This is a genomic window from Tianweitania aestuarii, from assembly GCF_018457165.1.
GTDB classification, from domain to species: domain Bacteria; phylum Pseudomonadota; class Alphaproteobacteria; order Rhizobiales; family Rhizobiaceae; genus Tianweitania; species Tianweitania aestuarii.
This window is the reverse complement of record NZ_JAFMNX010000001.1, coordinates 609200-628230: the sequence shown is the minus strand read 5'-3', so window position 1 is coordinate 628230 and position 19031 is coordinate 609200. Positions and strand designations below refer to the sequence as shown.

The 19031-nt window shown below is 56.5% G+C and carries 16 protein-coding genes; 10 read left to right on the top strand and 6 right to left on the bottom strand.

Annotation, left to right across the window (positions count from 1 at the left end; all coding sequences use genetic code 11):
* Positions 1-122 precede the first annotated feature (122 nt).
* The 9 genes from JYU29_RS02975 (at position 123) to JYU29_RS02935 (ending at position 9386) form a co-directional block, all read left to right on the top strand.
* Positions 123-1136, top strand: coding sequence for an NAD-dependent epimerase/dehydratase family protein (locus tag JYU29_RS02975; protein WP_213983262.1), 1014 nt, complete (start codon positions 123-125; stop codon positions 1134-1136).
* Entirely contained in the window at positions 1133-2428 is a 1296-nt protein-coding gene (gene tviB / locus JYU29_RS02970) for a Vi polysaccharide biosynthesis UDP-N-acetylglucosamine C-6 dehydrogenase TviB (protein WP_284144890.1), read from the top strand. The genes JYU29_RS02975 and tviB overlap by 4 nt, the downstream gene beginning before the upstream one ends.
* A 14-nt stretch (positions 2429-2442) precedes the next feature.
* The gene (locus JYU29_RS02965; protein ID WP_213983261.1) at positions 2443-3384 is read left to right on the top strand and encodes a Gfo/Idh/MocA family protein; all 942 of its coding nucleotides are present in this window, start codon (positions 2443-2445) and stop codon (positions 3382-3384) included.
* Entirely contained in the window at positions 3384-3971 is a 588-nt protein-coding gene (locus tag JYU29_RS02960) for an acyltransferase (protein ID WP_213983260.1), read from the top strand. The genes JYU29_RS02965 and JYU29_RS02960 overlap by 1 nt, the downstream gene beginning before the upstream one ends.
* Entirely contained in the window at positions 3889-5352 is a 1464-nt protein-coding gene (locus JYU29_RS02955) for a lipopolysaccharide biosynthesis protein (protein WP_213983259.1), read from the top strand. Before JYU29_RS02960 ends, JYU29_RS02955 begins: the two co-directional genes overlap by 83 nt.
* Before the next feature lies 1 nt (position 5353).
* The gene (locus tag JYU29_RS02950; protein WP_213983258.1) at positions 5354-6526 is read left to right on the top strand and encodes a glycosyltransferase family 4 protein; all 1173 of its coding nucleotides are present in this window, start codon (positions 5354-5356) and stop codon (positions 6524-6526) included.
* A 532-nt stretch (positions 6527-7058) separates the two neighbouring features.
* Positions 7059-7601: a glycosyltransferase gene (locus JYU29_RS02945; RefSeq protein ID WP_213984232.1), complete on the top strand. Its 543-nt coding sequence runs from the start codon at positions 7059-7061 to the stop codon at positions 7599-7601.
* Positions 7602-7649: 48 nt separating this feature from the next.
* The gene (locus tag JYU29_RS18490; protein WP_213983257.1) at positions 7650-8207 is read left to right on the top strand and encodes a serine O-acetyltransferase; all 558 of its coding nucleotides are present in this window, start codon (positions 7650-7652) and stop codon (positions 8205-8207) included.
* Between the two features lie 123 nt (positions 8208-8330).
* Positions 8331-9386, top strand: coding sequence for an EpsG family protein (locus JYU29_RS02935; protein WP_213983256.1), 1056 nt, complete (start codon positions 8331-8333; stop codon positions 9384-9386).
* 33 nt (positions 9387-9419) lie between these two features.
* Here JYU29_RS02935 and JYU29_RS02930 read toward each other — a convergent pair whose 3' ends face one another.
* From JYU29_RS02930 to JYU29_RS02905, 6 genes are all read right to left on the bottom strand, one after another.
* Positions 9420-10682: an O-antigen ligase family protein gene (locus tag JYU29_RS02930; RefSeq protein WP_213983255.1), complete on the bottom strand. Its 1263-nt coding sequence runs from the start codon at positions 10680-10682 to the stop codon at positions 9420-9422.
* A gap of 47 nt (positions 10683-10729) precedes the next feature.
* Entirely contained in the window at positions 10730-11953 is a 1224-nt protein-coding gene (locus JYU29_RS02925) for a tetratricopeptide repeat protein (RefSeq protein WP_213983254.1), read from the bottom strand.
* Positions 11850-14174 (bottom strand): GumC family protein, encoded by a 2325-nt coding sequence (locus JYU29_RS02920; RefSeq protein WP_250157160.1) that lies wholly within the window; start codon positions 14172-14174, stop codon positions 11850-11852. The genes JYU29_RS02925 and JYU29_RS02920 overlap by 104 nt, the downstream gene beginning before the upstream one ends.
* 82 nt (positions 14175-14256) lie before the next feature.
* The gene (locus JYU29_RS02915) at positions 14257-15024 is read right to left on the bottom strand and encodes a polysaccharide biosynthesis/export family protein (protein WP_213983252.1); all 768 of its coding nucleotides are present in this window, start codon (positions 15022-15024) and stop codon (positions 14257-14259) included.
* A gap of 2 nt (positions 15025-15026) precedes the next feature.
* Complete coding sequence (locus JYU29_RS02910) at positions 15027-15836, bottom strand: tyrosine-protein phosphatase (RefSeq protein ID WP_213983251.1); 810 nt, start codon at positions 15834-15836, stop codon at positions 15027-15029.
* Positions 15837-15905: 69 nt separating this feature from the next.
* Positions 15906-16427: a hypothetical protein gene (locus JYU29_RS02905; protein WP_213983250.1), complete on the bottom strand. Its 522-nt coding sequence runs from the start codon at positions 16425-16427 to the stop codon at positions 15906-15908.
* A gap of 467 nt (positions 16428-16894) precedes the next feature.
* Between JYU29_RS02905 and JYU29_RS02900 the strand changes: the two genes are divergently transcribed.
* On the top strand, positions 16895-18982 hold the full coding sequence (locus JYU29_RS02900) for a bifunctional sugar-binding transcriptional regulator/dihydroxyacetone kinase subunit DhaK (RefSeq protein WP_213983249.1): 2088 nt from the start codon (positions 16895-16897) through the stop codon (positions 18980-18982).
* Positions 18983-19031 lie beyond the last annotated feature (49 nt).

Below are 19031 nucleotides of genomic sequence, written 5' to 3'. Positions count from 1 at the left end.
CTTTCGCTTCCGGCTGGGATGCGTACCTGCAGGGTCGGGATTGACCTGCATCAACGATAACCGTGCGACCTATGGTGAGTTGGCGCTAAGCCACACCACGGCTTGCTCCGGAGCATGACTGCATGAAACGCATCCTCGTTACGGGTACAGCTGGCTTCATTGGCTATCATCTGGCCAAGCTGTTGCTCGCCGAGGGTTTTCGCGTCCACGGCTATGACGGAATGACGGACTATTATGATGTCCGCCTTAAACAGCGTCGGCATGCCATGCTGCTTCAAAACGGCAACTTCTCCGCAACTGAAGGCATGCTCGAAGATCAGGCGCGGTTTGACCAGGTTGCGAATGACTTCGCACCGGATGTGATCGTGCATCTCGCGGCGCAGGCGGGTGTTCGTTACAGCCTGGAGAACCCGCGCGCATATCTGGATGCCAACGTGATCGGCACCTTCAACGTTATGGAGGCCGCCAGACGGCTTGAGGTGAGACATCTGCTGATGGCCTCGACCTCGTCGGTGTATGGCGCCAATGACGAAATGCCGTTCACCGAAACGGAAAAAGCCGACACCCAGCTCACCATCTATGCGGCAACCAAAAAGGCGAATGAGAGCATGGCCCATGCCTATGCTCACCTCTGGACCCTGCCGACCACGATGTTCCGCTTCTTTACGGTTTACGGAACCTGGGGGCGACCGGATCTCGCGCTTTACAAGTTCGTGGATGCGATTCTGGATGATCGCCCGATCGACATCTACAATCACGGCGACATGTATCGCGACTTCACCTATGTCGACGATCTCGTGCGCGCCATCCGCCTCCTGATCGATGCTCCACCGGTGCGGCCCGCCTCGAAAAACGCGATCGTACAAGGCGACAGCCTGTCGCCCGTCGCGCCCTTTCGCATCGTCAACATCGGCAACTCCGACAAGGTCAAGCTGCTCGATTTCATCGACGCGATCGAAGACTGCCTCGGCAAGAAGGCGGTGCGCAACACCATGGACATGCAGATGGGCGACGTGCCGGCAACCTGGGCCGATGCTGATCTTCTGCAACGCCTGACAGGCTACCGCCCACAAACCGATTTCCGCGAAGGCATCGCGCGCTTCGTGGCCTGGTTCAGGGACTATTATCAGAAATGAGTGAGCGCTCGCCCATGCTGCCCAAGGATGACGCCACGCTTGCCGTGATCGGCCTCGGCTATGTCGGCCTTCCCTTGGCGGTTGAATTCGGCAAGCACCGCAAGGTACTCGGTTTCGACATCAATCAGGCGCGCATCGCTGAGTTGAAGGGCGGCACCGATCATACGCTCGAGACATCGCCGGAAGAGCTGGCCGAAGCCAAGCATCTGAGCTTCACCGCCGATCCAACGGAGCTCGCCGCTGCACAAATCTATATCGTCACCGTTCCGACCCCGATCGACGACAGCAAACGCCCCGACCTCACGCCCCTGATCAAGGCTTCGGAAACGCTTGGGCGCGTTCTCAAGCGTGGTGATATCGTTATCTACGAATCCACCGTTTATCCCGGCGCCACTGAAGACGACTGCGTTCCGGTTCTGGAACGTCTGTCTGGCCTCAAGTTCAACGAAGACTTCTTTGCCGGTTATTCGCCCGAACGCATCAACCCCGGCGACAAGGCGCACCGTCTCACCACGATCCGCAAGGTTACATCAGGATCTACGCCTGAGGTCGCTGATCTGGTCGACGCGCTTTACGGCTCCATCATCGAGGCGGGCACCTACAAGGCGGATTCGATTCGCGTCGCGGAGGCGGCCAAGGTCATCGAGAACACCCAACGCGACCTCAACATCGCGTTGATCAACGAACTCGCCATCATCTTCAACCGCATGGGCATCGACACGGAAGCCGTGCTGAAGGCCGCCGGCACCAAGTGGAACTTTCTTCCCTTCCGCCCCGGCCTGGTTGGCGGCCACTGCATTGGCGTCGATCCCTATTATCTCACGCACAAGGCCGAAGCGCTCGGCTACCACCCCCAAGTGATCCTCGCCGGCCGCCGCATCAACGACGGCATGGGCGCTTACGTCGCCAATCAGATGGTCAAGGCCATGCTCAAGCGCCGCATCCAGGTCAACGGCGCCCGCGTGCTTGTGCTGGGACTAACCTTCAAGGAAAACTGCCCGGATCTTCGCAATACACGCGTGGTGGATGTCGTCGCCGAGTTGGAAGAGTTCAACATTGCGGTGGATGTTTACGATCCGTGGGTGGATGCGGAGGAAGCCAAGCATGAGTATGGCATCGACCTGATCACCAAGCCTGAGCCGCAGAGCTATGACGGGGTGATCCTGGCGGTGGCGCATCGGGAGTTTGCTGCCATGGGATCAGACGGCATCCGCGCGCTGGGCTCGGACGAACATGTCCTTTACGATTTAAAGCACGTTCTGCCACTCGGTGCGGCGGACTTGCGGCTTTGACACAGGAAGAGCGCATGAAATCCTTCGCCTTGATTGGTGCTGCGGGCTACATCGCGCCGCGACACATGAAAGCCATTCGCGATACGGGTAACGATCTGGTTGCTGCTTTTGACCCCAACGACTCCGTTGGCGTGATCGACAGCCATTTTCCCGAAGCCGACTTCTTCACCGAATTCGAGCGCTTTGATCGTCATGTTGACAAACTCCGCCGGCAGAACAAAGGCATCGACTACGTCTCGATCTGCTCGCCGAACTACCTGCATGACAGCCATATGCGCTTCGGCATGCGCTCCGGCGCAGATGTGATCTGCGAGAAGCCGCTGGTGCTCAATCCGTGGAACATCGATGGCTTGGCGGAAATCGAGCGCGACACTGGCCGCAAGATTAACACAATCCTGCAGCTGCGCCTGCATCCGGCCATCATAGCCCTACGCGAGCAGGTGCAAAACGCGCCCCACGACCGCAAGGTCGAGGTCGATCTCACCTACATCACGTCGCGCGGCAAATGGTACCTCCAGAGCTGGAAGGGCGAGGACCGCAAATCCGGCGGCATCGCAACCAATATCGGCGTGCACTTCTATGATATGCTGCATTTCGCCTTCGGGGGGCTTCAGGAGAACATCGTTCATCTTCATGATGAAACGAAAGCATCCGGCTTTCTCGAATATGAGCGCGCTCGGGTGCGTTGGTTCCTTTCGGTCGATGTCAACGACATCCCCGAAGAAGAGCGTTCGAAGGGCAAGCGCACCTACCGCGCTATTCTTGCCGATGGAGAGAGCATCGAGTTCTCGGACGGTTTCACCGATCTTCATACGCGCAGTTATGAAGAAATCTTAGCCGGACGCGGCTTCGGGTTGGAAGAAAACCGGGTTGCGATCGAGACCGTTGCCCATATCCGCTCCGCTGAGATCACCACAGCTGGCGAACAGCACCCCTTCATGCGGAACCTCCGTTGATGACCGCCTCGATTCATCCCAGCGCAATTGTCGATGAAGGCGCCGAGATCGGCGACGGCAGCCGCGTCTGGCATTTCGCGCATGTTTGCGGCGGCGCGCGCATCGGCAGCGGCGTTTCGCTCGGTCAAAACGTCTTCGTCGGCAACAAGGTTGTGATCGGCGACCGGTGCAAGATCCAGAACAACGTCTCGCTTTACGATAATGTGACGCTCGAAGAAGGCGTGTTCTGCGGCCCCTCCATGGTGTTCACCAATGTGCACAACCCCCGCGCGCTGGTTGAGCGCAAGAACGAATACCGCGACACGCTCGTGAAGCGCGGCGCGACCCTTGGCGCCAATTGCACGATTGTGTGCGGCGCAACGATCGGACAATTCGCCTTCATCGGCGCAGGCGCGGTTGTCAGCCGCGACGTACCTGATTTCGCCCTGATGGTAGGCGTGCCCGCGCGACAGATCGGCTGGATGAGCGCATTCGGCGAGCGGTTGGATCTGCCGATGGAGGGCAATGCCGAAACGCAGTGTCCGCACACGGGTGATCGCTATCGTTTGCAGGGCGGTAAGCTCACGCAAGAAGAAGCGGCCGCGTGATCGGCGTCATCGGCAGCTTGGTTGGATGACAGTCAGGACGCGCCTGGCCGCGCTGAACGGCAACGGCATCCTCGGTGATGTCCTGCGCCTTGTGTCGGGAACCGCAGGCGGCCGACTGATCGCCCTTTTAGCCATGCCGATTGTCACCCGGCTTTATTCCCCGGATGATTTCGCGCTTTTGGCCGTTTATCTCAGCCTCGTCAGCATGGGCGGAGTGATCGCTTGTCTGCGCTTTGACGTTGCCATTCCAGTCGCCGAAAACGAAGCGGATGCCGCCCATCTCCTGGTGCTTGCGCTCACGATTGCCGCAACGATTGCTGCGGTGCTGATGATCGTCGCCGTGACCATTCCGGACCTCGCAGCGCAGGCTCTGTCGAAACCGGCCCTGGCGCACTGGCTGTGGCTGGTTCCGGTCGGGATCTTCCTTGCTGCGAGCTATTCGGCCCTTCAGTTCTGGGCGACGCGACTGCGGCGCTTTGGCACGATAGCCGTCACCCGCATCACTCAGGCGGCTACGGGCGTGGGAGCGATGTTGGCGCTGGGCTGGGCAGGATTTGCTCCCTTGGGGCTGCTGCTCGGCAACATGCTCAACAATGGTGCCGGCAACACCCGCCTGCTGGTCGAAACATCGCGCCGCGACCGCGCCGTGTTGGTTGGCGTGAGCCGTTCGGGCCTTCTGTCCGTCTTCGGCAAATACCGGCGCTTTCCCCTTTATTCCGTGCCCGAGGCCCTTGCGAACATCGCCGGTCTCCAGATCCCGATCCTCATGATCGCCGGGCTGGCTGGCAACGAAGCGGGGTATCTCCTCCTGGCCCAGCAGGTCATGACGGCGCCGATGGCGCTTCTGGGATCGTCGATCGCCCAAGTCTACGTCTCGCGCGCGCCGGAAGCCCTGAAAGAAGGACGGCTTGCGGAGTTCACCCTTTCCATGCTCGGCCGCCTGGCGCAGATCGGCGTCGCCCCCCTGATCGTCGCCGGCATTGTCGCGCCCTTTGTCTTTCCCTTGGTCTTCGGACCTGAATGGCAACGATCAGGTGAAATCATTTCTTGGATGGTGCCTTGGATGGTGTTGCAGTTTCTTGCGACGCCGATCTCTCTGGCCCTGCACGTCACCAGACGGCAACATTGGGCTATGGCGCTGCACGTTGCGGGTCTGCTATTGCGCGTGCTTCCCCTATTGGTCGCACTTCGATTGTCGAATGGATACCTCGTTGCAGGGTATATCGCTGGATCAACCCTATTCTACGCGATGTACCTGATAGTCGTAATATATTCCGCGGGGATAAGTCTGCGCGCAAACATTGGCAGAGCAATCTTTGGATTGTTGTTCGGCTTGTCGGCTTATAGCCTGTTGATATACTCATTACATCACGGATTTTAGAGTGAAGAAAGTTCAACTCGTAATGCTTTCTACTCTCTCATCGTCGGGTGGCGGACGCGAGACTTGGATAAGCCAGTTCGTGCCTCATTTCCTGAATTCTCAGAATGCCACCATTGAAGTCGCTTCTATTGCACCTCTCAAAGATGATCTGGTGCTGAAAACAGGCCCAGCACTGTCTGTAGAATCTGTTTGGCCGTGGCCTCGCTATATTCCATGGCCTTTTCTTTTCTCAGCCGGGTATATCTATGGAGCTAAGCGTAGCCGAGACTTTGATGTCGTCGTAGCGATCGGCGGCCTTTCTGAGGCTCTTCCGGTAGTGCTGGCTAACCTAATTTTCCGCCGCAGGTCGAGATCGGTGCTCTGGGTTCGAACCGTTTATCTCAGGGAGAAGGCGAACCGCATTCCTCGCATACTTCGTGCGCCCGCAGCCTTTATCGAAAAGCATCTGGTAAGGCGGTTCGATATAGTCATTGCGAATGGCGATGATACTGCCGCATTCTACCGAAACTACCGTGAAGATGTACTTGTCATCGCGAATGCTGTTGATGTTCGACGTTGGGGCGAAGCGAAAAAGGTTTACAGCGGCGGACCACTTCACGTGTCGTTCATAGGGCGCGTTACAGACATAAAAGGGATACGCGAGTTTGTTGCGGCCGCAAATATGCTTCAGAACCCAGATTCGGCATCTCAGAAGTTCCGTTTCACCGTCTTGGGACCCTGTACGGAAAACGTCAAAAAGCAGCTCGGTTTTCTGGAACCAAGCTGCGCAATTGAGTACCTGCCACCACTTCCTAACGCTTCTTTGCCGAGCTTCCTTAAAACCGTTGATGTCTGCGTAAACCTAACCTATGGAACCGGTGACTTTATGGGTGGTGGCGTTTCCAACGCCCTGCTGGAACAGATGGCTGCGGGAAAGCCACAGATCGTCTGGGACAACCCGATTTACCGCAACGTTACCGACGAAGGTTTTGCGATGTTCGCACGGGAACGCGACGTTCAATCTCTAACGGCGTGTCTGGATGATCTCTGGCAAAAAAGGAGCGATCTTCCTGCAATGTCTGAGAACGCAATGCGGCGAGCACAGGGTTTCGGGTGGGAGAGCCATATCTCAAGGGCTTCAGATGCGTTCTTTGGCGCGCGGACATTCGGTACGCCAACCAGCGACCTTTTCTAAAAGGACGTGAATGTGAGCGTCTCCAGATCGGCAAATAGACTACTACATCTCCTTCCATCTGACGATATCGGAGGGGCTGAGATCGCTGCGCACTCGTTAGTGTCGGGTGCGCACGGTGACCTTTTAGTCCAAAAATATTTTCTGTTCTCGGGCCAACGCCGCAGCTCTAATCCTGATGATTTTTACGGACCCGCAGCATCGTTGATATACCCTAACGTATACATTGCGGCGATACGATTCGTACTACGGGAGAAACCTGACCTGCTGATCGCATCGCTTTGGCGAAGTGTGCTCGTCATGATCATTTGCAAGTTGTTGAAGCCATCTCTTAGAACGGTGATCTTTCTTCATAACGCACACACAGCTCACCGGGTAGATCGTGTGCTAAACCACATTGGCATGGTACTAGCTGATGAAATTTGGACTGACAGCAAAGCGACACAATCCGCACGTTGTCTGGGCCAGTTGCGGGCAAAGAGTAGGGTGATATCGTTCCTATTAGAGAAAAGAAGCGCCCAAATTCGCCCCCCCCATTCAGCCGCGGTTCATTTTCTGGGGAAGGCTGCGAACTCAAAAAAATGTAAGAAGAGCCATTCAGCTCTTTGAGCAGATACGCTTGATAGATGATCAGGCCCACTTTGCTATAATAGGGCCGGATGGCGGAGAAGGAACGCTTATCAAGGAATGCATCAACTCCCTCGGTCTCCAAGACCATGTCACCATGCATGGTCCACTGGACCACGAAGAAATCACTCAAATTGCAGCCTCTTCTCACTTCTACCTTCAAACCAGTACGCACGAGGGCATGGCGATGTCCGTGGTGGAGGCAATGCAACTTGGTCTCATTCCCGTCGTCACAGCGGTGGGAGAGATCGCAAATTATTGCACCGATCGTATCAATTCGCTCATTATTCACGATGATGCCGCTACCGTTGCTTCTATACGTGACCTGCTGGGCAACCCAAATCAAGCACGACTTATCAGCGAGTCTGCCGTAGATACATGGAGGAACATATCGTTTTATCGCGATGACGTCGTCCAGCGCTCGAGGCACATCCTAGGTAGCATATCATAGAGGGAGCATTATTGAACATCAGAATCTCACTCTTCTCCTTGGCTTGCTATGATAAAGAACATCTACGACCTAAAGAGCTATATTTCCGCTGACTTTCAAAGCAGCGGGAAACGTCTGAGCTTAAGAAACTGCATAACCAATCCTGTTTTACGATTTACACTTGTTATGCGCCTTTTGGAATACTGCTTAAATACGAGGAAATCGATAGTCATTTACATTCCTCTTCTATTGTGGTTCAGGCGCCTATCTTATAAACTCGGCTTCAGCCTTGGCCCGAATGTATTCGGTCCTGGTGTGGCTATCATCCATCATGGCCTTCTCATCATCAATCCTGCCACACGCATTGGAAAAAACTGCCGGATCCACATGGGTGTGCACATAGGGGGCTCTGGAAAGTTTGTTGATCCTAGTGAAGTTGATCATCACTGCCCTCGCATTGGAGACAACGTTTATATAGGCCCTGGTGCCAAGATATATGGCCCAGTCACAATCGGTTCGAATTGTACCATCGGTGCAAATTCGGTTGTGAATAAAAGCTTTGAAGACCCCGGCCTACTGATTGCAGGTATTCCTGCGCGCCAGCTAGTTGCTTCCCGGAGGATTTAACTACATATCCGGGATTTCACCAACGACTTTGCAACTCAAATTAGCCAACGCTCGCCTATATCGATAATCTTCATACATGTGCTTAGCTTTGCTTAACCATGTAAAGTGTAATTGGAGTGCTGATTGTTACCTTACTGGCTTCTTCTCCTAGTACCGGCATGGGCAGCATTTCAAGAAGCAGCCTTAGGTAAGAATCGTTTTCAGCATTATCCCGGACTGGGTCCTTTTGTTTTTCTGCTCTCTGTTTTTATCGGCCTCAGATACAATGTGGGTGGGGATTGGACTAATTACTTAGGTTATTATTATAGATCTGCAGAATATAGTTTATACGAAGCCGTTTCTAGCAGCGATCCCGGTTACATTTTATTTAATTGGATGGCTGCGCACTGGGGCGTCGGCATATGGTTTGTGAACCTAGCCTGTGCCGCTTTATTCTCTATCGGATTGGTGGCATTTGCCAGAGCGCAGCCACGACCTTGGCTGGCCCTCTTGGTTGCTGTTCCATATCTGGTGATCGTCGTTGCCATGGGCTATACTAGGCAAGGCGTCGCCATCGGCTTGGCCATGCTCGCTCTACGCGCTTTTACTCGCGATAAGTCGGTTGTCAAATTTGTTTTTTGGATCGCCTTAGCGGCTACATTCCATAAATCCGCTGTAATGCTTGTTCCACTCGCTGCTTTATCGAGCGATCGCGGGCGGGTGTGGACAGCTGCCTGGATTGCTGGAGCAACAGCCCTTCTTTACTACCTGTTCCTTGAGGATAGTGTTGACCGCCTCATGTATGGCTACATAACCAGGGAGTATCAGTCTCAAGGCGCCGCAATTCGCGTCGCGATGAACGCTCTTCCTGCGAGCATTTTTTTAGTCTTTCGACGCCGTTTTCAGCTTTCCCCTGAAGAGAGGCGGGTGTGGACTAACATGGCCCTCCTCGCTTTAGCGTTTGTCGTTTTCTTGTTTGTTTCGCCTTCTTCAACTGCTGTGGACAGGTTGGCACTTTACGTCATACCCATCCAGCTCTTTGTGTTCTCACGATTGCCGGAAGCGTTTCCCGTTCGTGGGAAAGTGAGCTTAGTGGTTGTACTTGTGATTGTCTACTCAGCTGCGGTGCAGTTCGTCTGGCTCAATTTCGCAGCTAATGCTAAGTCTTGGGTACCCTACAGCTTCTACCCATTTTCCTAGATGCATCAGCATCATAAGGCAGCTGGTGGAAGACTAGACTGATTGTGTAGGTACCTTCATCTTTCGTCCATTGTGCCGAACCATCATCATACGAGCGCTTGACGATGTGGGTCGCCTGAAGTCCGCGTGGAAAATAACAGCGTTGAGCCAGACGAAGGTCACGGCCAGCGCCATGGTTCGCAGTGGGTAATCTACAGCCGAATGGATGAGCAGGAAGACGATGCCGAGAAAAGCCGCCTTCTGGAACTGATTGAAGCGGATCAGCGCGCCTTGCCTAACAAGCAGCAGGCAGTAGGCGACGATCAGGACGGCAGCCACGATGCCGCCTTCGAAGACAAGCTCGGTGTACTCATTATGCGCGTGGTTCACGAAGCTGCCAAAGATCATGCTCGCGTCTTCATAGACCTGGTAGGCGCGCGGGAAAGTGCCGTATCCTACGCCCAACAGCCAATTTTGCCTGATCCCTTCAAGCGTCGTGCGCAGGAACTCCCAGCGGCCGAACACAACGTCCAGTTCTTTCTGCTCGACAATCGTCCACGTTCCCATGGCGTAAACGCCGAGAACCACCAACGTGCCGAGCACAGCGGCGACACTCGAGCGCGATTGTGCCCTGAGGAACACGATTGCAGAGATTACGGCTGCAGCACCGATGATCGCGCCGGCGCGTGATCCTGCAGCCAGCAGGATCAGCAAGGTCAGAACAATCGCCAGCCCGGCTGCAAGCCCGCGATTCTTGAAGGTGGCAAAATAAACAAGGAACGGCAGGGTAAGATAAAGGAGGGAGGCTAGGTGATTGCGGTTCGCAAACAGTCCCGAATAAATCGAGAATGGTAGAACCCCATCGATCACCTGCCGGCTGGACGCCGAATATTGCACGAAAACGAACGCTGCGTTGCAGGCCACGCCCAGGAGCATGAAAGGCAGAAGCGCGTGCACGAACGCCCCAGGCAGCCGCATGATGGCGAGGAAAAGAAGCCCCAGCACGGCCACATAGCTGAAGGACAGGAGTGTGCTGCCGACACCCGTGGTAATCGTCAGCCATGTTACCGACGAGCCTTCAGGCTGTTTGAAGGGCGCTATCCGCAGCCACTCGACGATGCCCGCCGGTAATGGAAGAAGCTGCACAAGCGGCGCAAGCATGATGAGGCCGACGACCACGAGAGCGGAACGGTCGAGCGGAGCACCCTCCGGTGCGATCAAAACAGGCGTCACGGCGAGCAGAATGCAGATTTGTAACACCGAATCCGACCAAAGGCCCGCTTCCGTTCCTCCCCCCAAAAGGAGGGACAGGGTCATTGCCGTTCCTATGAGGTATTTGTGCACGTTGTTTCTGCTGGTACGCCTCATGGAAGCTGCTCAATGGAAACGTTGTGAAATGTTACCCGGCCAGAATAGCGATACAGCCAGCTGTCGATGGTCAAGCCTGAGCGCAGTTCCAGACTTTGAGCTGGGCAGTCGGCGACGCTGAACTCAACCGCAGTCTCCTTGTTGCGATACGTGCCCTCGTCCACGTCCAAGCGGGTGATCTCTTTACCCGGCTTCAAACACCGCAGCCTCCAGAAAAGCCCTTTCGGTGCCTTGAGTAGCGCGCCCGATGCATTGACCTTCAAGCGATAGCGGCCTGGTTCCAGAACCAGCGTTTGACGCAGTTCGACCTCACGAGCCGGTTTGTCGAGGAAACGAACGTTCATTCCGTCTTGCGGTGTTACCGACGAGCTTTCGAGATAGGCCGCTGCCGTGTTTCGGTAGACCCACTCGAAGGGTATCGACGTGGTGCTCGGCGCAAAGCCAGCGTTGAACACCAACCCTGCCCGGTTCCAGTCTTCATCGGACAAGGTGAAGAGGAAGAGGCGATGTGCAGTCTGGTATTCGCCGGCACGCACAAGCGCGCTCAAGACGGTTCGTAGTTCAACCTGCGTGGCGGGCGCATTGCTTGTGCTTAGATCCAGCACGAGCCGATTAGCCAAAGAAAGTCCATCGTCGCTGGTGGCCAAGGATCGGACTAGCGCACCACGCCACGGCGGGTTTGACTGAAGCGTCGTCAACAATTCTGCATATGCGGCCTGATCCTGCAGAAGCGGTGCGAGGATTGCAGCTGCATCTTGGAATTGGTCACGCCATCGGCGCACAAATAGATCGATATAGCGAACCGCTTCCGCCGTCTGCCCCTTGATAAGCGACGCGGCAATCAGGCGTCGTAACGCCAGCTTTTCGGTCTTCGAAATACTGTGGGCGGCCAGGAACTGCGTTTCGGCCATTGCCGGCTCATCACGACGCAGTTCCGCTTCGCCCAGCAGTGCACGCAAGCGTGCATCAACAGGGTCGCGCGTGATCGCATTGCGAACTTCTGTCTCAAGATCCGCTAATACAGCAGCGTCTGTCGGGTTCTGGTTGAGAGCAGCCGTAATCGCTGCCACACGGGCATCGACGTTTAGCGGATCAATCCCGACAGCCGCGTCCGGCTCACCCTGTAGCAGTCTGCCGAGAGCGCCCTGACAGACGATCAGCAACAGCGCGCAGGCGACGACGCAGGCCACCGCCCGACGAGACGTGGACATCGGAACCATCGGCACCGCTCTGCTGGTCATGAGGTCCCTCTAATTGCGCAGCATCACCGCCATAGGAGTAGTATTGGTTGTTCATGTAGCTGTAAGCATATTTGTAATCGTATTTTCCGACGCTGAACTTTGACATAGCCGCGCCGATCACATGAGCACCCGATGCGCGCAGGCGCTTTAGTGCCAAGGAGGCAGCCTTGCGGGTGACCTGGTTGGAAGACACCACCAGCAGCGTGCCGCGTGCCAAACGGCCAAGGATCGGCGCGTCAGACAGGCCGATTACCGGAGGCGAGTCGATGATCACGAAGTCGAAACGTTCGGCGAGATGGCCGATAAGCAAGGCCATGCGCTGTGAGGACAGGAGATCGGCAGGATTTGGCGGGATCGTACCTGAGGTAATCGTCCAAACATTCTCCGCGCTGGTGCGGCGGATCACTTGCGGAAGCTTATCCTTGGAAACGGTGTTGGTGAGAACGTTGCTCAGGCCAACCGTGTTGTCGAGGCCGAACTGACGGTGAACTGCCGGCTTGCGTAGATCCGCATCCACCACGATCACCTTCGATCCAAGAACGCCGAAGTCGCGCGCCAGCTTGTAAACCGTAGTCGACTTGCCTTCCGCCGGTTCGGCGGAGGTCACCATCAAAATCTTTGGAGCACCTTCAGATCCCGCAAACTGGATGGCGGTTCGCAGGCTACGATAGGCTTCCGACAATCCGGACGTCGGGTCCGTGGCACTGGCCGCCAGTTCTGCGGGCTTGACCTGCGGCAGGATACCCATCACCGGCAGCCCAAGCTCCTTCTCCAGTTGCTCAGGATTGACGAAGGTGTTGTTCAGCATTTCCAAAACGTAGATCACAGCGGCGGCCAAGGCAGCCGACAAAGCCAAGGCAAGCGCGAGGTTGATTGGCAGCCGAGGCCAGACCGGCGATTGCGGCAATGGCGCCAAATCAACGATGGAGGCATTCTGTTGGCGCAACTCAGTTGCCACACCGACATCGTTCAGTTTGCCGATCAAGCTCTCGTACTGGCTGCGGTTGGAATCCACCTCGCGCTTGAGGATCGTGTACTGAATATTCTTGTCTTGGTATGCAACCTGTTCAGCCTGAAGTTCAGTAAGCTTCTGAGCGAGATCAGCCTCCCGGGACTGCGCCTCTTGAAGCTTTAATCGAACGCCATCTGTGACAACTGCGACGCCATTCTCATACTGCTTACGTAGCTCACTGATCTGAGCCTGAAGCTGCTGCATTTCCGGAAAACCCGGTTTGAATGTACCTAGCTTCTGCTGATACTCAGCGGACAGTCCGGCGATTTCGGAGCGAAGCTTCTGCAAGCCTTCGCTGGATAGCACCTGTTCGAGGCTGCCGCCCCGTCCTTGGTCAATTTGTTGTACTAACCGCTGATAGTTCAACCGCTCTTCGACGGCCTTAGACTGTGCAGCATTGATGGCCTGAATGCTTGTATCGATCAACGATATGTCTGTGCCAGTCATCGTGATTCCGGCTTCCTTGGCATAAGCAACCAAGGCTTCTTCAGACTTCTGCAACCTTTCTTTTACCTGCAGCACCTGATCCTGAATGAACTGCCTAGCAAGCTCAGACGTTTCGCCAGTCTGATCGACTCGTGAGTCAATATAGCTCTGCGCAACGCGATTAGCGACTTCTTGAGCAGTAACCGGACTTTGATCACGGAAAGAGATTGTCAGAAGGCTTGTGTTGGCGAGCAGATCAACTGAGAGATTGTTCATGACCCGCCGAATTGCGATCTCTTCACGCTGTTCCGGACTATAGTCTGACATGTCCTCTGAAAAACGCATGCCGAAAGCACGGCGAACGATATTAGCCGGCGCGAAGTCTGGAGACGGGAACAGGAAAGCGGCCTGTTCGGAAAGCCCGAGGCCAAGCACAACGCGTTGCGCAATAGCTCGGCTTTTCAGGCGTTCACGTGCGGTAAGAAATGCACGTACATCCGATGCTTCCGCCACCATCTCCATTTCTTGGAAAACACGCGCAGAAGGCGTCATGACCTCCAGTCGGGCCAACGCCTCGTATTTCGGTGTCTGCATCATAGTGATTGCGAAGCCGAGCACGAGACCAATCGCTAAGAGACTTGCAATAAGCCAGCGATATTGCAGCACATAGAAAAAGATATGCAAGGGGTTGAACGCGTCACGCTCGTCGACCTCTTGATATCGACCATAGCCGTATTCGTAAGGAGAGAGGTCCTGGCGCATAGCTCCGCCCGGAGCCGCCTGGAGTGCACGTGGCGAGTGAGGTAGAGGCCGGTCAAGCATAATTGTCTAACTACTCTCCGACTTACAAGCCTACACCGATACGGCTGGCGGAACTTGCAAGACCGAGCGCTTCTTTAAGGTTCTGGAAGGCAATCTTGCTGGATGACGAGAAAACAACGACGACATCGCCGCCGTAGATGCGTGGGTTAGCTCGCTTACCCGACCGGATCTGCGAGACGTCGTAAAGCGCAACCAGTTTCTGGTTGCCTACCTGACGGAAAACATAAACCTTGCCCGTATCAGCAATTCGGCTGAAACCACCGCCGAGCGCAATCGCATCGATCAAAGATGCAGTGGGCGGCAGCTGATACACGCCGGCCTTGTTGACCTCGCCGTCGATCGTGACCCGTCGCGCGGATGATTCCTTCACTGTCACGCTAACCTGAGGGTTCTGCAGATAGTTTCGTGCATAAGCACGCGTGATTTCCTGTTCCAGCACACGCACCGGCTTGCCCGCAGCCTGAACGTTGCCGATCAACGGCAAGTTGATGTTGCCGCTTGGATCGACCTGCACGGTTCGCGACAGGTCGGAGACCTGAAACACGAACACGTCGAGCGTGTCCGAGGGCGCAATCGGGACTTCCGTTCCGCCAGCCGTATCGGGAGGCGCGGGCAATTCTGCGACCTGTCGCAGATCTGCATCGCCCGGCAGCGTCGCCGATGCATAGCTTGCCGTTCCGGAAGCACCTTGTGACATACCGATATCAGACGGGGACGATGTGTTGCACGCCGCGATGAAGCCCGACACAGCGAACACAACAGCGATGCGCAAAGCCTTACAAACCGACATGATCAACGACCCTGCAACATTCGCCAGAACCTGCTTGTCCGGCTCTTCGTTTCTGCTTCTCTTTTGACGCTTTGCGCTACGTCCATGCCTACCGCTCTGATGTCAGCATTGCGCAGGATGCGCGCTGGCGTTTCCACGAAGAGGTTGCGAGCGGTCTCAGCACCAACCTTTTCTTCGACAATCGAATAAGCTGCTGAAAGAACCGGAGACCGGCCTGAAACGTTGTGCGCGTCACTTGCAATCAGATCGATGCGTCCTTCTTCAAGCATGCGGTCAGCCAAAGCTTTTGCTTGAGTGCCGAACTGCCCGGTCAATGAACCCGCGGTAATCTGCATCAGGGCTCCAGCCCGACCTACAGCTTCAATCAAGTCGTAATGCTTCGCCACCCAAGTCAACCGCTCCGGATGCGTAACAACCGGAATGTAGCCTGCGTCGATCAAACGCTCAACGAAAGCGTTGAAATTGGGCGGCACAACATGGTGCGGCGGCTCGAGCAGAAAGTAACGTGTTCCATTCAGAGTTGGAACAACTTTATCTGTGAGTTTCTGAAGTAGGTCAGGCGCAATATGCACATCCGCACCGACCACAAGCCGAAGATCAATCGCTTCGTCGGAAAGCGCTTGCCGAAGCACCTTAACACGATGCTCGATCCCGACCGTATCGTTGCGATAAAGACCCGGTAGAATATGCGGAGTGCACGCCAGAATACGCGTGCCATCAGATACTGCAACCCTGGCCATCGCGAGGGCCGCGGCAAGATCGACAGCCCCGTCATCGCAACCGGGAAGAATATGGGAATGCAGGTCTATCACAAACCCTGCCTACCCCTCACAAAAGCCCAGAGCGACAATAGACCGGACCACGAATGGTCCGGCCAAACTTTACTGGCTGACGCGATTATCCGAGTCTGACGTCGCCGTAGCGATAGCAGCACCACCAATGGCAACCGCAACCGCGGCAGGCACAGCGTAAGCAGCGAAGCCAGCACCGCCGGCAGCACCAGGCACACCGCCGTTCGCACTGTTGCGAACCTGACCAGTCACATTCACCGCAGCTGTATCATTCACCGCAACGCAGAGATTTTCGCCCTGACGCTCGAAGCGCAGCTCCTGTTCGCCAGTCAGCGAAACCTGGCAGCCACCAGCAACCACAACAGCCGCGCTCTTAACGCTTGTTGCAACGCGATCAACAGCCGAGATGGACTGACCAGCAACAGCCTGACGAGGCCCCTTGGCACCCACGATGACAACACGCCCTTCCGAGGACTGAATGGTGCCGAGCGCAGCAGACTGAGCCCCGCTGACGGCGCAGCCGCATGCGGAAGGTTGAGCCTGAGCAACACCGGTTGCCGTCGAGAACATGCCGGCGGCCAAAGCACCAGCAACAATCAATCGAACCATCATCGTCTCACCCATTCCCACAGCGTTCTTCGCTCAAGGCCCATATGCCACATACAGAGAAAATGTCTATGAAAAGTTGACTCTACGCGTCGCAGCCTCAGCAAAGCTAATCTGGCAGAACGGGTTTAAAGATCACTCTACACCGCCTGCAAGTACCCGTATCCGCTTAAAACAGCATGATGACGGCCAAACGTTGCAAAAATGCGTCGGATCTAGAAATTCGTTGAGCGACCTATCTTAAGCTGCCGCGAAACTTAGACACTGCCTGGTCCTCACATACCAAGCGCGCTCATTCGCGGGATAGATAATCTCGAAAGATATTGGTTGGTGCCATCGGGAGAGTTCGCATCAGGGCGTACTTAAACGCAATGCCACGAAAACGGTGGTTGCACGCAGCATCGGCCTGAACCATCCTCAAGGCCAAGGCGCGGAGGTGGGCGCTGACTGGAGGATGTTGACGAGATGACGGCGTGACCGAGCGTTTGATAGCGGCCAAGAACCGGGCGGAGCGGAGCGCCGCTTTCAACGGGTCTCGTGTAATTCCCCTGAAGTTCGGCGATGATCCGCAGGTCTGGGCGTGCTGGCTTTATTACGAAGACCGGCTGACGCAGGGCGAAATCGCTGAGGCCATGGGGATCTCGCGTGCGACGGTAAACGCCTACCTGGCCGATGCGCGCGAGCGTGGCATCGTCAACATCACGCTTGACCCGCAGCGGCTGGCATCGCTGACGATCGCGCAGGAGCTCAAGCGGCACTTCGGTCTGCATGACTGTCTTGTGGTGCCGAGCTCCGAACCGGCCGCCTCCTTGATCGGCCGGCTGGGTGCCGCTGGAAGTCTGGTGCTGCGGCAGTTCGTGCGCTCCGGCGATACGATTGCGGTGGGCTGGGGGCGAACGATCCTGTCGGTGGCAGCGGCGACCTCTTTGACTGGCCTGCAGGATGTTCGGGTGGTCCAGGCGACGGGCAGCGTCACCACCGGCCAGCCCGACTCGCCGGAAATCTGCGCTGCGCGTTTGGCGGCTGCCATTCACGCCGAATGCGTGCCGATCACGGCGCCCAGCATCGTATCGTCGTCCGTCATGCGCGACATGCTGATGGCCGAACCGCTGATCCAGTCGCAGTTTGAGGCGCTCAGCCAGGCAAGCCGCGCCTTGTTCGGCGTATCATCGTTGCGGCCCAACTCCACGATCCATTCCAGCGGCTTTTTCGATCATGCGCCTCTGCAAACCTATCTGGCGCTGAATGCCGTCGGGGTGATTGCCGGGCGTTTCATCGACGTTCAAGGGCGCGCCGTGCGCGGGCCGCTGGATGATCGCACCCTTGGTATCTCGCTGGACGATCTGCGTGGGATCGAGCGGCGGATCGCCGTTGCCGGCGGGATCGACAAGGTGCCGGCGATCCTCGGCACGTTGCGCGGCGGTTTTGCCGATATTCTCGTGACCGATGCTGCTACTGGAAAGGCGCTGCTGGAAGCCGATGGTGCCAAGGAGCTCAACCGCCCAACGCAGCGGGCGCAAGCGGATCCTGGGAGACCGGCCGAAGTTCAGCGGCGGCACGTCAAGAAGTTCTTGAACAACCCGGACGACATCGTCGACGAGATGCTGGACGGCGCCTCGCGGGCTCATTCGGGCCATCTGGAGCCCGTACCCGGTACGCGGCGCGCTTTCATGGCGCTGGAAGCACCGCATGAAGGCAAGGTCGGTCTGGTGGTGGGCGGCGGCTCGGGCCATGAGCCTTGTTTCCTCGGTTATGTCGGGCAAGGCATGGTTGATGCGGTGGCGGTTGGGAATGTGTTTTCCTCCCCTCCCCCCGATCCGATTGCCAAGGCCGCACAGGCCGTTTCGGGCGGCGAAGGCGTGTTGTTCATCTATGGCAACTATGCCGGCGACACGATGAATTTCGAGATGGCCGCCGAGCTCGTTCAGGCAAAAGGCATTCCGGTTCGTACGGTTGTGACAACGGATGATATCGCCTCGTCACGCGCCGAAGATCGCGACGGGCGGCGGGGTGTGGCGGGTAACGTCTTGATTTTCAAGGTTGCAGGTGCGGCCTGCGACAAGGGCTGGTTGCTCGATGCCTGTGAGCGGGTGGCGCGAAAAGCCAATCAGCACACCTATACGATGGGCGTTGCGCTCGAGCCCTGCTCCATGCCGCAGACACGGCGCTACAACTTCACGATCGGCCCGCAGGACATGGAAGTCGGGGTCGGTATCCATGGCGAGCCGGGTGTGGCGCGTGAGGCGATACAATCGGCGGATGCCGTGGTGGATATGGTGATGAACCGGATCTTCACGGAAATGCCGAGCCAATCCGGGGATCGAGTGGCGGTTTTGGTCAATTCCTTCGGGTCGACGCCGCTGATGGAGCTTTACGTGCTTTACCGGCGGGTGGAGCAGCGTTTGAAGACCAAGGGGCTGACCGTTGAAGCGCGGTGGGTGGGGCATTACTGCACCTCGCTCGACATGGTCGGCGCGTCGATTTCGGTGATGCATCTCGACGATGAACTTGCCGAATTGCTGGCGCATCCCTGCGACACGCCCTTCTTCCGGGTTGGATGACGATCATGCAGCCATTGTCAAAGAGCTCGCCAAAACAACAGCTTAACAG

Excerpts from the sequence above, each read along its gene's own strand:
- JYU29_RS02975 (WP_213983262.1), top strand. The coding sequence starts at position 123 with ATGAAACGCATCCTCGTTACGGGTACAGCTGGCTTCATTGGCTATCAT.
- tviB (WP_284144890.1), top strand. The coding sequence starts at position 1,133 with ATGAGTGAGCGCTCGCCCATGCTGCCCAAGGATGACGCCACGCTTGCC.
- JYU29_RS02965 (WP_213983261.1), top strand. The coding sequence starts at position 2,443 with ATGAAATCCTTCGCCTTGATTGGTGCTGCGGGCTACATCGCGCCGCGA.
- JYU29_RS02960 (WP_213983260.1), top strand. The coding sequence starts at position 3,384 with ATGACCGCCTCGATTCATCCCAGCGCAATTGTCGATGAAGGCGCCGAG.
- JYU29_RS02955 (WP_213983259.1), top strand. The coding sequence starts at position 3,889 with ATGCCGAAACGCAGTGTCCGCACACGGGTGATCGCTATCGTTTGCAGG.
- JYU29_RS18490 (WP_213983257.1), top strand. The coding sequence starts at position 7,650 with ATGATAAAGAACATCTACGACCTAAAGAGCTATATTTCCGCTGACTTT.
- JYU29_RS02930 (WP_213983255.1), bottom strand. The coding sequence starts at position 10,682 with ATGACCCTGTCCCTCCTTTTGGGGGGAGGAACGGAAGCGGGCCTTTGG.
- JYU29_RS02925 (WP_213983254.1), bottom strand. The coding sequence starts at position 11,953 with ATGGTTCCGATGTCCACGTCTCGTCGGGCGGTGGCCTGCGTCGTCGCC.
- JYU29_RS02920 (WP_250157160.1), bottom strand. The coding sequence starts at position 14,174 with ATGCGCCAGGACCTCTCTCCTTACGAATACGGCTATGGTCGATATCAA.
- JYU29_RS02915 (WP_213983252.1), bottom strand. The coding sequence starts at position 15,024 with ATGTCGGTTTGTAAGGCTTTGCGCATCGCTGTTGTGTTCGCTGTGTCG.
- JYU29_RS02905 (WP_213983250.1), bottom strand. The coding sequence starts at position 16,427 with ATGATGGTTCGATTGATTGTTGCTGGTGCTTTGGCCGCCGGCATGTTC.